Source organism: Streptomyces sp. S07_1.15 (assembly GCF_020739505.1).
Lineage (GTDB): Bacteria > Actinomycetota > Actinomycetes > Streptomycetales > Streptomycetaceae > Streptomyces > Streptomyces xinghaiensis.
On the sequence record NZ_JAJBZK010000001.1, the window covers coordinates 4,224,404 to 4,236,252 of the forward strand.

Annotated in this window: 15 protein-coding genes and 1 pseudogene; 10 read left to right on the top strand and 6 right to left on the bottom strand. The window is 72.1% G+C overall.

Annotated features, from left to right (window positions below):
* Positions 1–3 precede the first annotated feature (3 nt).
* On the top strand, positions 4–600 hold the full coding sequence (amaP, locus tag LIX60_RS18260; protein ID WP_227959400.1) for an alkaline shock response membrane anchor protein AmaP: 597 nt from the start codon (positions 4–6) through the stop codon (positions 598–600).
* A 117-nt stretch (positions 601–717) separates the two neighbouring features.
* On the opposite strand, the gene LIX60_RS18265 is transcribed toward amaP, so the two are convergent.
* Entirely contained in the window at positions 718–1,149 is a 432-nt protein-coding gene (locus LIX60_RS18265) for a DUF2000 domain-containing protein (RefSeq protein WP_227959401.1), read from the bottom strand.
* A 49-nt stretch (positions 1,150–1,198) separates the two neighbouring features.
* On the opposite strand from LIX60_RS18265, the gene LIX60_RS18270 reads away from it, so the two are divergent.
* From LIX60_RS18270 to LIX60_RS18285, 4 genes are all read left to right on the top strand, one after another.
* Positions 1,199–2,077, top strand: a complete 879-nt coding sequence (locus LIX60_RS18270) for an AraC family transcriptional regulator (protein ID WP_227959402.1) — start codon at positions 1,199–1,201, stop codon at positions 2,075–2,077.
* A 266-nt stretch (positions 2,078–2,343) separates the two neighbouring features.
* Positions 2,344–2,730 carry a GntR family transcriptional regulator gene (locus LIX60_RS18275; RefSeq protein WP_227959403.1) on the top strand — a complete coding sequence of 129 codons (387 nt, stop codon included), beginning with the start codon at positions 2,344–2,346 and terminating at the stop codon, positions 2,728–2,730.
* Positions 2,727–3,635, top strand: coding sequence for an ABC transporter ATP-binding protein (locus LIX60_RS18280; RefSeq protein WP_227959404.1), 909 nt, complete (start codon positions 2,727–2,729; stop codon positions 3,633–3,635). Before LIX60_RS18275 ends, LIX60_RS18280 begins: the two co-directional genes overlap by 4 nt.
* Positions 3,632–4,570 (top strand): ABC transporter permease, encoded by a 939-nt coding sequence (locus tag LIX60_RS18285; protein ID WP_227959405.1) that lies wholly within the window; start codon positions 3,632–3,634, stop codon positions 4,568–4,570. Before LIX60_RS18280 ends, LIX60_RS18285 begins: the two co-directional genes overlap by 4 nt.
* A gap of 279 nt (positions 4,571–4,849) precedes the next feature.
* On the opposite strand, the gene LIX60_RS18290 is transcribed toward LIX60_RS18285, so the two are convergent.
* From LIX60_RS18290 to LIX60_RS18300, 3 genes are all read right to left on the bottom strand, one after another.
* The gene (locus LIX60_RS18290; protein WP_227959406.1) at positions 4,850–5,032 is read right to left on the bottom strand and encodes a hypothetical protein; all 183 of its coding nucleotides are present in this window, start codon (positions 5,030–5,032) and stop codon (positions 4,850–4,852) included.
* A complete protein-coding gene (locus tag LIX60_RS18295) occupies positions 5,029–5,349 on the bottom strand; it encodes a hypothetical protein (RefSeq protein ID WP_227959407.1) in 321 nt (106 codons plus the stop codon). Before LIX60_RS18295 ends, LIX60_RS18290 begins: the two co-directional genes overlap by 4 nt.
* 84 nt (positions 5,350–5,433) lie before the next feature.
* A complete protein-coding gene (locus LIX60_RS18300) occupies positions 5,434–6,288 on the bottom strand; it encodes a helix-turn-helix transcriptional regulator (RefSeq protein WP_227959408.1) in 855 nt (284 codons plus the stop codon).
* 271 nt (positions 6,289–6,559) lie between these two features.
* Between LIX60_RS18300 and LIX60_RS18305 the strand changes: the two genes are divergently transcribed.
* Complete coding sequence (locus LIX60_RS18305; RefSeq protein WP_227959409.1) at positions 6,560–7,267, top strand: type 1 glutamine amidotransferase domain-containing protein; 708 nt, start codon at positions 6,560–6,562, stop codon at positions 7,265–7,267.
* A 116-nt stretch (positions 7,268–7,383) separates the two neighbouring features.
* Here LIX60_RS18305 and LIX60_RS18310 read toward each other — a convergent pair whose 3' ends face one another.
* Positions 7,384–7,830, bottom strand: a complete 447-nt coding sequence (locus tag LIX60_RS18310) for a DUF1772 domain-containing protein (RefSeq protein WP_227959410.1) — start codon at positions 7,828–7,830, stop codon at positions 7,384–7,386.
* A 91-nt stretch (positions 7,831–7,921) separates the two neighbouring features.
* Between LIX60_RS18310 and LIX60_RS18315 the strand changes: the two genes are divergently transcribed.
* Positions 7,922–8,500, top strand: coding sequence for a TetR/AcrR family transcriptional regulator (locus LIX60_RS18315; protein WP_227959411.1), 579 nt, complete (start codon positions 7,922–7,924; stop codon positions 8,498–8,500).
* Between the two features lie 134 nt (positions 8,501–8,634).
* On the opposite strand, the gene LIX60_RS18320 is transcribed toward LIX60_RS18315, so the two are convergent.
* Entirely contained in the window at positions 8,635–9,243 is a 609-nt protein-coding gene (locus tag LIX60_RS18320) for a hypothetical protein (protein ID WP_227959412.1), read from the bottom strand.
* Between the two features lie 262 nt (positions 9,244–9,505).
* Here LIX60_RS18320 and LIX60_RS18325 point away from each other — a divergent pair.
* The 3 genes and pseudogenes from LIX60_RS18325 to LIX60_RS18335 form a co-directional block, all read left to right on the top strand.
* Positions 9,506–10,352: pseudogene (locus LIX60_RS18325) on the top strand (ATP-binding protein); the annotation flags it as partial.
* Between the two features lie 306 nt (positions 10,353–10,658).
* Entirely contained in the window at positions 10,659–11,036 is a 378-nt protein-coding gene (locus LIX60_RS18330) for a Pycsar system effector family protein (RefSeq protein WP_227959413.1), read from the top strand.
* 27 nt (positions 11,037–11,063) lie between these two features.
* Positions 11,064–11,789, top strand: coding sequence for a Crp/Fnr family transcriptional regulator (locus LIX60_RS18335; protein WP_227959414.1), 726 nt, complete (start codon positions 11,064–11,066; stop codon positions 11,787–11,789).
* Positions 11,790–11,849 lie beyond the last annotated feature (60 nt).

An 11,849-nucleotide genomic window follows, 5' to 3' on the forward strand; every position in this document is an offset into this window, starting at 1 on the left:
CACATGCTCAGGACCGTCAACCGGCTGCTGCTCGGGCTGGGAGGGCTGGCCCTGTTCGCCCTGGGCGGCGCCGCGCTGGTCGGTGGCCTCGACCTCGAGCGGCACTGGGACTTCCGCCTGCCCGGCTGGTGGCCCTTCGGGGGACCGGACGACGTGATCCTCACCGACGGGGCACGGACCCGGTTCCGGGACAACGGGTGGTGGTGGCCGGTCGTCCTCGCGGCGCTCGGCGTGCTGCTCGCGCTCCTGCTGTGGTGGCTGCTGAGCCAGCTGCGCCGGCACCGCCTCACGGCGGCCCCGGTCGACAGCGGCGACGGCGTGGGAGGGCAGCTGCGAGGACGGGCACTGGAGGACGCCGTGGCCGCCGAGGCGGAGGCCATGGACGGCGTCGCCCGGGCACGCATCAGGCTGATGGGCCGCCCCGCGGCGCCGAGAACGCGGGCCGGGCTGCGGCTCGAACCGCACGCCCGGCCGGCGACCGCCCTGGAGCGGCTGAGCCGGGAGGCACTCCGGCACGCCCGTGAGTCGGCGGGCGTGGGCAGCCTTCCGGCCGAGGTCAGGCTCAACGCGGTCCGCCACCGGGCCCGCCGGGTCACCTGACGTTCCGCCGCCCGTGACCGGGTCCCGGGCCCGGCCCCCGCGGGCGGGCCGGGGAACCGCGGGCCCGGATCGGCCGGCACGGATCGGCCGGCCCGTGCGCCCGTGCGCCCGTGCACCTCAGGGATGCATCCGGGCGCCCTTGAGCACCTTGTCGACCGCGTTGCGCGGCCCGTGCACGGCCAGACCCACCAGATCCAGCTGATCCCGCGGCACGGCCCGCACCGCGGCGCGGTTGTCCCGGTCGTGGCCGGTGGCGAAGAGGTCCGAGGTGAACACCGACCGGGGAAGCGAGCGGGACAGGGCGCGGCCGTGGGCGGCGGTCAGGATCTCCTTCGTCCCCTCGAACACCAGGACGGGCTGGCGGAACATGGGCAGATAGGGCGTGCCGTCGGCGTCGGCGTACGGTTCGCCGATCACCTCGGGAAGCTCCGAACCGAGCCCGCTGACCAGGAACGCGGTGACGTTCAGCCGCTGCCAGGACTCCAGATCGTCGCGCAGCAGCACGGCGATCTTGGTGTCGAACCGTACGGGGGTGTGCTCGTTCGTCATGCCCTGAGCCTGCACGCCACCACGGCACACCTTCTTGTACGTTCTTGACATGCTGGCACGGCCGGAGATCTCCGCGTGGCGACCGCGGGTTCCGGGCGTCGCGGAAGTCCTCCACGCCCACTTCACCGAGCACGCGTACCCGATGCACGTCCACGACGTGTGGACCCTGCTGATCGTCGACGACGGTGCCGTCCGCTACGACCTGAACCGCCGCGAGCACGGCACCCCCCACGACACGGTCTCGCTGCTCCCCCCGCAGGTGCCGCACAACGGCTCGTCCGCCACCGCGCGCGGCTTCCGCAAACGGGTGCTCTACCTGGACCTGACGCAGCTGGACGAGGGCTTCATCGGCCCGGCGGCGGACAGCCCCGACCTGGCCGACCCCCTGCTGCGCCGCCGCGTCGGACAACTGCACACGGCCCTGGCGCGGCGGGGCGACGAACTGGAGGCCGAGAGCCGCCTCGCCCTGGTCGCCGACCGGCTGCGCGGCCACCTGCGGCCCCGGCTCGTCGCCCACCCGCCGAACGCCGGCCGCGGCGTGGCCCACACCCTGCGGGAACTCCTCGACGAACGGCTGACCGACGGGGTGAGCCTGGACGAGGCCGCGAAGCTGCTGCACGCCCACCCCACCCACCTGGTCCGGGCGTTCACCGCCGCCTTCGGCATCGCCCCGCACCAGTACCTGATGGCACGCCGCGTCGAACGCGCCCGGCGGCTGCTCCTGGACGGCCGCCCGCCCGCGGAGGTGGCGACCGCGTCCGGCTTCTACGACCAGCCGCACCTGACCCGCCACTTCAAACGCATCCTGGGCACGACGCCCGGCCGCTACGCCCCCCGAACGGCCGGTCCGGAACGACGGCGCGGGCCGAGGCGCGGGCCGAGGCGCGGGCCGAGGCCTTCGCCGGCGGCGCCGGCGGCGGAAAGCTGATCAACCGCCCGGGCGGGGTGCGTCCGGCCCGGCTGATCGCTCCCCGCAGGGCGCAACAGGATGTGTGAGGGGTTCTTCCTGGGCCGGTGGGACACGGCCCGGGCCGTGTCGAGCCATCCGTACACCGTCGAGCGGTGCACGCCGGACGAGCGGGCACGCCGAACAGGCCGGTGATCGCCTCACAGGCCCATGCTCACGGTGACTTGACGTGGACTCCGGCGCTGCATCATCCTTTCACTACTTAATTAGTGAAAGGGGGTTTCGCAGTGATCGAATACCGGATCGACCGGGGGACCGGCGTGGCCACCTACCTGCAGATCGTCCAGCAGACGAAGCGGGCTTTGCGGCTGGGCCTCCTCGAACCGGGCGATCGGCTGCCCACCGCCCGCGAGGTCGTCGAGGCAACCGCCATCAACCCCAACACCGTGCTCAAGGCCTATCGCGAGCTGGAGCGCGAGGGCCTGGTGGAGGCGCGACGCGGCCTCGGCACGTTTGTGCGGAAGTCGCTGGGGGCGGCGGTGGCTCAGTCGCCGCTCGCCGATGAGCTGGCCGGCTGGATGAAGCGAGCCCGCACGGGGGGGCTCGCTCGTGAGGACGTCGCCGCACTGTTCAGCTCCGCTCTGGAGCAGGAGTTCACCGAGGGAGAGCAATGAGCAAGGAACCAGCTGCGCTGGAAGCGCGCGGGCTCGTCATGCGCTACGGCCGCCGCCGCGAGCCGGTCCTGCGGGACTGCTCCTTCCGACTGCCCGCCGGCCGGATCTGCGCACTGGTCGGCCCGAACGGCGCCGGCAAGTCCACGCTGCTGGCACTCGCGGCAGGGATGCTCCGCCCGACGCGGGGGACGCTGCGGGTGCTCGGGGCCGACCCGGCCGGGTCCCGGCCGCGGATCGGCTACGTGGCGCAGACCCGTCCCCTGTATCCGCAGCTCACCGTGGCGGCCACGCTCCGGCTGGGCGCCGAGCTCAACCCGGGTCGCTGGGATCAGGAGGCCGCGGAACGCGTCGCGTACGGCGCCGGTCTGGATCCGCAGGCCGGGATCCGCACCCTCTCCGCGGGCCAGCGCACCCGAGTCGCCCTCGCGCTGGCTCTGGGCAAGCGCGCCGAACTGCTGCTGCTGGACGAGCCGATGGCGGACCTGGACCCGCTCGCCCGCCACCAGCTGATGGGCGCCCTGCTGGCCGTGGCCGTCGAGCACGGCACCAGCGTGGTCATGTCCTCCCATGTCCTCGCCGAACTGGAAGGCGCCTGCGACTATCTTCTGCTGCTCGGCAGCGGGCAGGTCAGGCTCGCCGGCGAGAGCGACGACGTCGTGACCGCGCACGCCCGCCTCACCGGCACCTCACCCGACTTCGCGCCGCACACCGTCGTGGAGTCCGGCACGACCGGTCGCGGTCACACCGCGCTGGTGCGCCCGCGGGGTTCCGTCGATACGGCCTCATGGCTGGTCGAGCAGCCGTCCATGGAAGAGCTGATCCTGGCCCATCTGCGCAACCCCGGTGCTCCCGCCCTGTTCACGGAGAGCGCCTCGCCCGCACCGAGCCAGGAGGCTGCCGCATGACCACTCTCCCGCACACCCCGCACCACGGCCTGACCCGGGCGGTGCTGCGGCTGCACCGGGTGCCGCTGTGGGTCTGGGCGGTGCTGGTCATCGCCGGGGCCGGCGGGCTGACCTGGCTCTACGCGCTGGGGCAGGAGGCTGCTTCGTATGGCGCCTGTGGTGGCGCAGGAATGCTGGAATGCGCCACGGAGATGCGCTATTGGGGTTCTGAACACCGGTCCGCCAGGCTCCTCGCCTGGCTGCCGTGCGCCATCGCCGCCTGCGCGGGCGCTGTGCTGATCGGCCGCGAACTGGAACGCGGCACCGCCACCTTGGCGTGGACCCAGTCCGTGTCCCCGGTCCGCTGGCTCGCTGCGAAGCTGGCTGTCCCCGTGATGGCGCTGCTCGGTGGTATGACCGCGCTGACCTTGCTGTTCCGGTGGGTGTGGGTGTCCGGTCCCGATGACGGGGTCAACCGGTGGAACAGCGAATACTTCCACGCCGCAGGATCGGTGGGCCCGGCGTACGTTCTGCTCGGACTGGCGCTCGGTGCGCCGGCGGCGTTGCTCACGCGGCGCACCCTCCCCGCGACGGGCCTGGCGCTGGCCGGCATCGGGTTGGCGTACCACCTGGGCGACAGGGTCCGGTCTTCTCTCTGGCCGGCGAGTGAGGTACGAGGCCCGTGGGACTCGGCACTCAACCATGTCGATCAGCTCGAGTTCGGGATGATCATGGAGTCCGGGGAGCGTGTCAGCGGTCTCGACTGCAGCGACCAGGCCGTGCCCGGCGACCTCGGTACGTGCCTCTCGGATCACGGGGCGGTCGACTTCTACGCGAAGATCCACCCGACCTCGCACTACTGGCCGATCCAACTGGTCGAGACCGGCATCGTCCTGGCCCTGGCCGCCGCCGCGGTGGCCGCCGCGTTCTGGATACTGCGGCGCAGGCTTCCTTGACGGCCAGCTCCGGGCGCAGGCTTCCCCGACCGTCCGCGCCCGGAGCCCGTTCCGAGCCCGCGGACCCCGGTCCGTGAAGTTCCGCGGCGATACGTGGGCACCGTGTCCTGGCCGGCGCGGACGCGGTGCCACTGGCCGGGGGCAGGGGCGGTGCGTTCGGCCGGGGCAGAGGCTGACCGCCGCCGCACCCCCGGGCTCGCGGCGCGCCGGATCCCCACCGTGAGCAGGACAGGGCAGGTCCCTCAAGGGTTCGCCGGGCCGGCCCACCCTCAGGGAACGTCACGCCGGCTCAGGATCTGCCCGCCGCTGCCGCCACGCGTAGACCGGTGCCACGACCGACATCACCAGGAAGAGCAGGGCCGTTCCGCCCGACATCACCGCCAGCACGGCCGCCCCGCCGCCGCCGACATCGTCGTCCCGCACGGCCACTCGGGGATCGTCCGCGTGATAGCGGACGGTCATCCGGGCTCCGACGGAGCTCTTGCCGCCCCCGCTGCCCACCGGCAGGTCCGCCACCACAGTCTGTCCCCGGCCCGGAACTCGACCTTGCACTGGCCGATCATGCAGGAGCCCTCCGTGTGCAGCGTCGCGGAGGTCTGCTCGCCGTCCTGGAAGGAGCGCAGGTGCTGGGCCGCCGGAAGCGTGACCAGGACGGAGAGTGCGCCCGACAGCAGCGCGATGCCCAGCATGATCAGCGCGGCCGTCAGAGGCCGTACGCTTCCCGCGGCCGCGTCCTGGTGCCGCCCGCCGGCAGTGGTTCCGTCCGGTATGCCGTCCATGTCTCGCCGTCCGTTCCCGTTCCCGTTCCTCCGCACATGACGGCCCCAGCATCCCAAGCGCGGCGGCAGGTCACCCTCACCCGGTCAAGCGCTGTCGCCGGTCAGTGACCAGCTGGCCAGAAGGCTCAGGGCCCGCTGCGAGGGTGAGTTCGCCTCGGCCGAGTAGACGAACAGCGTCGTATCGGGGTCCCCGGGCAACGTCAGGGTCTCGTACTCGACGGTGAGGTCTCCGACCACGGGATGGCGCAGCCGCTTGGAGCCGTGCGTCCGCTGATAGACGCGGTGCTCATCCCACCACAGGGCGAACTCCGGGCCGGCCTCGCGCAGTTCGGCGATCAGGTCGATCGTCGCCCGGTCGGCGGGGTCGGCCCCCGCCTCCAGACGGAGGTTCTCCACCGCCGCGCGGGCCTGTTCCTCCCAGTCGACGAACAGCGACCGTGCCGCGTCGTCGAGGAACATCCACCGGGCGTAGTTGCGCCGGGACGCGGGGAACCGCTCGAAGTCGGTGAACAGCGCCTTTCCCAGACGGTTCTGCGCGAGCACGTCGGCGCGGCGCCCCAACACCAGGGCCGGTACGTCGCCGAGCGCGTCGAGCAACTGGTACAGCCCGGGACGGACTCGCTGGACAGGACGCGTACGCGGCCGCGCAGCCGCGGCCTCCGGACCGATCAGGTCGGCGAGGTGAGCGCGGCCCGCCCGGTCCAGCCCGAGTGCGCGGCCGACGGCGTCCACCACCGACGGGGAGGGAACGATCCGCCGTCCCTGTTCGAGACGCGTGTAGTAGTCGGTCGACACACCGGCCAGGAACGCGACCTCCTCGCGCCGCAGGCCCGGCACGCGACGCACGCGACCGTCGGCCGGCAGGCCGGCTCGCGACGCGTCGCACTGGCTCCGTGCACGGCGCAGGAAGTCCGCCAGTTCGGTGTTCTTCTCCGGCATCCGTCCATTCTGGCCACTCGGCTCGCCACCGTGGGCCCGCCCGGGTGGGTCCGTCAGTCCCAGGCAGCCGGTCCCAGGCAGCCGGTCCCAGGTCGCGGAGGGCCGGAGGAGCCGTCCCGGACGGGGGCCTCCGGAGCCACGCTGATACCGGCATGCACCGTCACCCGCACGACCGGGAACGGCAGCCGCGTGGATCGACGCGCGAACCGGTCGTATCGACCGCTCGGACATGCGCGCCACGAGGAAGCACTGCAACGCTGAGGAGACCACGATGAGCAGGATCCTGATCGTCATGTCCGCCGCCGACCGGTGGGAGCGCACGGACGGCACGTCCTACCCGACGGGCTACTGGGCCGAGGAACTGGCCGCCCCGCACCTGAAGTTCACCGAGGCCGGATACGAGGTCGACTTCGCGTCGCCGGGCGGAGTCCCGCAGCCCCTCGACGAGCACAGTGCGGACCCGGCGCTCGCCGGCCCGGACTGTGCCCGGTACGTCGAGCACGCCCGGAAGGCACTGAGCGCGTTCGGCCGGCCCGTCCCGCTCGGCGAGGTCGAGCCCGCCGACTACGCGGGCGTCGTGCTGCCCGGTGGCCACGGCCCGGTGGTCGACCTCCACCAGGACCCCGATCTCGGCCGCATCCTGCGCCGGTTCGACGATGCGGGCGCCCTGATCGGTGCCGTATGCCACGGCCCCGCGGGCTTGCTCAGCGCCATCGACCCCGACGGAAGCTGGCGCTTCGCGGGCCGCCGGATGACCGCGTTCACCGATGAGGAGGAGCGGATCTTCGGGACCGCCGAGGGGGCGCCCTGGCTGCTGGCGTCCCGGCTGCGCGAGTGGGGAGCCCGGCACGAGGGCGGAGCGCCGTACCAGCAGTACAACGTCCGGGACGGGAACCTGTTCACCGGTCAGAACCCCGCCTCGAGCACGCGCCTGGCCGAGGACATGATCGCGGCCCACGGCGCCCGGCCAGTGCTCTGACCGCGAGGCTGCGTTCCCGGATCCCGGGTGTCCGGTGGCACGCTGCCGCCGGGGGAGTGCCGGGGAGTAGCAGGGAGCGGGGTTGGTGCGACGGGTGCGGGGGTCGGCTCGCGGGGTCAGGCGAGGGCGGCGGCCAGCAGGGCGAAGGCGGCGATGATGACGGCGACGCGGACGTGGTGGAGGCGGTCCCAGCGGTTCATCTGCTCCTTCCAGTCGGCGGGCCGGTTGTCGGGGGTCCACGTCCTGCCCCGGTTGTTGATCGGGACGAGCAGCAGGATCGACATGATCACGCTGAGGGCCAGCAGCGCGCCGGCGGTGAGGACGAGGCCGGTGCCGTGGTGGTGCCGTCCGGCGACGGCCCAGACCGCGACGAGGACGAGCGAGGTGATGTACCAGACCGGCATCACGGCGCCGAGCATGCGGCCCCCGTGGGCGCGGCCGAGTTGGCCACTGTCGGCGGGGAGCGCGTTGAGGATCGGGTTGACGACGAAGGCGACGGAGAACTCCACCCCCACCATCACGCCGACGACCACGGTGGTGAACACCTCGAGTGCGTTGAGCATGATGAGCCCTCCTGGCTTCTAGCATTGCTAGCGAATGAGGCAACGCTAGTACTGCCACCGCTCGATTGTCTAGCAGTGCTAGGATCGCGTCATGTCGGTACAGGAGCGCAAGGAGCGCGAACGGGCGGGCCGCGAACGCCTCATCGTGGCGACAGCCCGCGAACTCGCCGAGCAGCAGGGCTGGGACGCGGTCACCACGCGCCGGCTCGCCGAACGCATCGAGTACAGCCAGCCCGTCCTCTACAGCCACTTCCGCGGCAAGCGGGAGATCATCGGCGCCGTCGCCCTCGAAGGCGCCGCCGAGATGGCCGCGGCGCTGAGAGCCGCGACCCGCGCCGCGAACGGCCCACGCGCCCGGGTCTCCGCCCTGGCCCGCGCCTATCTCGACTTCGCCGAACGCAACCCGGCGGTCTACGACGCCATGTTCCGGCTCGACGGCGGCCTGGCGTTCGCCCACGAGGACACCCCGGAGCCCCTGAAGGACGCCTTCGCCGCCCTGCTGGAGAACCTCGACGAGGTCACCGGGGACGGCGTCCACCCGGGACTGTTCACCGAGATCTTCTGGGCGGCCCTGCACGGGCTGGCCACCCTGACCCGAGCCGGACGGCTGCCGCCGGAGGACACCGAGCAGAGGCTGGAGCTGCTGGTGGACCGGCTGGCCGTGGTCTGACACACCATCCCGGCGGGCACGCGGCCGGAGCAGAGGCCCTCGGGCCCCGCCACCACCGGCCTGGGGCACCGCTTCCGGTCACCCGCACCCACACGGCAGGCCTTGTGACGGGCAGCCGGTGAGGGGGACCCGCCTCACCACCCGCAGCCGATCTCGGTCAGCCACCCGCTGACCACCGGATCGGTGCCCGTACCGCTGACCCGCAGCAGACCGCCGTCCCGGCCCCAGTTCAACTCGTACGTGCCGGCGGCGAAGGGCCGGTAACCATCGTCGACCACCCAGGATCCCGACTCGCCCAGGGCCAGGCCGGTGGCCCCCACCGCGTACGCCTCACCATTGCCGATCACGAGGAAGGACGTCTCCCGCACCACGGCCGTGCAGCCCTCAGGCCCCGCGGGGCGCAGCACGTGGTACTCCGCGCCCGAGATCAGATCGTCCACCGCTCCCCACGTCGTGCCGAGCACCGCTGTGACGATCAGCAGACTGCTCCCCAGTCGTGTCCAGGAGGCCGCCTCCCGGGCCGCCTCCCGCGAAGACCTCGACGAAGACGAACTCGCCCGGCGCTCCGCCTGGGTGAGAGCGGACCGGAGAACGAGGGAGATCACCACGAGCACCGCGCTCACGCCCCAGCCGGGGACCACCCGCCCCTGCACGACCAGCAGGAGGCTGCTCCAACTCGCCGAGGCGGCGAGGGCCGGAACCCCGATGCCGACTGCGGTGGAGGCGCCGGGCGGCAACCTCACGGTGCGCTGTAAACGTTCCTCGGCCACGGCGGGTACGACGCTTGCGAACGCGCCGGCAGTTGCGGTGAGAAACGGAAGCCAGGCGAGATCCGTGTCCCCATCACGCGCCGCTCAAGCATCCGTCAACTGTGGGGCGTCCAACGGCGGACCATGCCGGGGCGCGGGAAGGCTGGCTTTCTTCCGTGAGCGCCTCGGGGGAATGGCATCCCTCCGAGACCCACCCCATAACTAACAATGATGTAACTAACATCGATGTACGTACCGGGCGGGCGTGGTGGTCATGGACGAGGTGCCCTATCTGATGGATACGGAGGGCGCCTTCGAGGGCATGCTTCAGCGGGCCTGGGACCGAGTGCTGGAGAAGAAGCCGGTTCTGCTGGTTCTCACCGGCTCCGACCTGTCGATGATGGAGGCGCTGAACAGCTATGGGCGCCCGTTCCACCAGCGCGGACGGGAGATGGTGCTGGGTCCGCTCAACCCGGCGGAGGTGGGCGAGATGCTCGGGCTCGATCCCGCCTCGGCCGTCGACGCGACCTTGATCACCGGTGGACTGCCTCTGATCTGTGCGGAGTGGAAGCACGGCGCCGGGATCTGGGAGTTCCTGCGGGCGGCACTCAGTGATCCGGTCTCGGCCCTGCTGGTGTTGGTGGAGCGCTCGCTCGCCGCGGAGTTCCCCCAGCAGGTCCAAGCTCGCACTGTCCTCTCGGCGATCGGCAGCGGCGAACGGATGTTCTCCAACAGTGCCCGCGCTGTGCCGGCGGCATCGGAGCGGCCCCGCTCCAGCGGTCGCTGGGGATTCTCGGGACAAGCGGGTGATCGCGGCGGAGCTTCCCGTGTCCACCCGGCCTTCAAAGGATCGCCGCTACCGGGTCGCGGATCCCTACTTCCGTTTCTGGCTGAAGCTCCTGGGGCCCGGCGATGGAGGAGATCGAGCGGGGCCGGGGCGATCTGACACTGCAACGCATCCGCGAAAACCGGACCAGCTGGCGTGGCAGGCCGTGGAACCTCTGGTGCGCGAGGCGCTGGCACGGCTGCTGCCCGACGCGAACCTCCCCGCCGCCCCCGTCATCGGCGGTTACTGGGCCCGTACCAACGATGTGGAGATCGACTGGAGAACCCGGCCGTCCCCGTCACCCAGCTCCTGCGGGAGATCAGAGAGCTGGGCTGCACCGGCAGCTCGAACCTGCTGGTCCGGTTGCGGAGGCAGGCGGATGGGTAACGTCCTCCTGGGCCGGCCGGCGCACACGTTCGCCAGCCACGAGGAGGGGTGCGTCCCGTGTCCGAGGGTGAGCCGGTGACCCGCGAGGAAGCGACCAAGAGTGCCTGGCGAGTGCACTCCGTACTCGCCGAGTGGACCCGCACCGTGGACGCCAAGGCCTCCGTCGTCCTGGGGATGGAGTCCGCGGCCCTCGCGGGTGTGGCCGCGCTGTCCGGCTCCGGGCACCGGCTCGGCAGCGTCGCGGGCGCCCTGCCGAAGACGGCTGTGGACGGGCCTGACACTGCTCGCCCTCACCGCCGTGCTCGCGGTCCTCGCCGTTCCGCCCCGCTGCAACCCTGCGGGCCGCGTACGCTCGTACCACGTCGACGACTTCATCTTCTACGGCCACCTACGGCACTGGAGCCCGGAGGAGCTCGCCGACCGCCTCGGCCGGCACACCCCGCTGCCCGCGCTGCTCCGCCGGTTGGTCGACATGAACCGCATTGTGTGGATCAAACAGCGGCTCGTACGGCAGTCACTGCTCACTGCGGTGGGCGGCTGCGTGCTGATAGCGGTCGCGGGCCTCACCGGCTGACGGCGCGGTGAGGCGGAAAGGGCGGGGATGACCGCGGATTTCCGAGAGAGCGGCCCGCTCCGACACGGGCCCAGCCGGACTCCGTTCTGGAACCTGCTGGACGCCACGGCCCAGCGGACACTGCGCGAGGCGGGCAAGGTGACCGAGTTCACGCCCCGGGAACACCTGCTGCGGCGAGACGAACTCAGCGACCATCTCCTCGTCCTGGGCCGTGGCTGGGTCAAGGTCACCACGGTTGCCGCCGCCGGTTATCAGGCGGTGCTGGCCCTGCGCGGCCCCGGGGATCTGCTCGGCGAACAGGCTGGGTTGGACGGCGGGCCCAGATCGGCGACGCTCACCGCCCTCATTCCGGTCCAGGCCCTGGTGATACCCGCCGAGGCGTTCCGGGCGGCGGCCCGAGACCATCCCGTCATCACCGGTGCCGTCCGCCAGGTGCTCTCCGCGCGCCTGCGGGACGCCGACCAGCAGCGCACCCTGGTCGGTGCTGATCCGCTCGCCGCGCGCCTGGCCGGTCTGCTGCTCGACCTCGCCGCCAGCCACGGCCGGCGCAACGCCTCCGGGGACGTGGACATCGGTCTGCCGCTCTCCCAGGACGACTTCGCCGGCCTGGTACTCGGCTCCCGCAGAACCGTCAGCCGGGTCCTGGAGCAATGGCGGGCCGAGGGCTGGGTGACGACCGGGCGCACCCATGTGACCGTCCACAACGCGGACGCGTTGAAGCGGGTGCGGGAGGGTGGCCCGGCCGGGAGGTGACGGCGCAGGCCCGGGGCAACGGGTGGCGCGGTCGGCCGGAGTTCGTGGCACCGCGGCACG

What these genes read in the sequence shown, in the direction of transcription:
- amaP (WP_227959400.1), top strand. Translation starts at nt 4, where the DNA reads ATGCTCAGGACCGTCAACCGGCTGCTGCTCGGGCTGGGAGGGCTGGCC.
- LIX60_RS18265 (WP_227959401.1), bottom strand. Translation starts at nt 1,149, where the DNA reads ATGACGAACGAGCACACCCCCGTACGGTTCGACACCAAGATCGCCGTG.
- LIX60_RS18270 (WP_227959402.1), top strand. Translation starts at nt 1,199, where the DNA reads ATGCTGGCACGGCCGGAGATCTCCGCGTGGCGACCGCGGGTTCCGGGC.
- LIX60_RS18280 (WP_227959404.1), top strand. Translation starts at nt 2,727, where the DNA reads ATGAGCAAGGAACCAGCTGCGCTGGAAGCGCGCGGGCTCGTCATGCGC.
- LIX60_RS18285 (WP_227959405.1), top strand. Translation starts at nt 3,632, where the DNA reads ATGACCACTCTCCCGCACACCCCGCACCACGGCCTGACCCGGGCGGTG.
- LIX60_RS18290 (WP_227959406.1), bottom strand. Translation starts at nt 5,032, where the DNA reads ATGACCGTCCGCTATCACGCGGACGATCCCCGAGTGGCCGTGCGGGAC.
- LIX60_RS18295 (WP_227959407.1), bottom strand. Translation starts at nt 5,349, where the DNA reads ATGGACGGCATACCGGACGGAACCACTGCCGGCGGGCGGCACCAGGAC.
- LIX60_RS18300 (WP_227959408.1), bottom strand. Translation starts at nt 6,288, where the DNA reads ATGCCGGAGAAGAACACCGAACTGGCGGACTTCCTGCGCCGTGCACGG.
- LIX60_RS18305 (WP_227959409.1), top strand. Translation starts at nt 6,560, where the DNA reads ATGAGCAGGATCCTGATCGTCATGTCCGCCGCCGACCGGTGGGAGCGC.
- LIX60_RS18310 (WP_227959410.1), bottom strand. Translation starts at nt 7,830, where the DNA reads ATGCTCAACGCACTCGAGGTGTTCACCACCGTGGTCGTCGGCGTGATG.
- LIX60_RS18315 (WP_227959411.1), top strand. Translation starts at nt 7,922, where the DNA reads ATGTCGGTACAGGAGCGCAAGGAGCGCGAACGGGCGGGCCGCGAACGC.
- LIX60_RS18335 (WP_227959414.1), top strand. Translation starts at nt 11,064, where the DNA reads ATGACCGCGGATTTCCGAGAGAGCGGCCCGCTCCGACACGGGCCCAGC.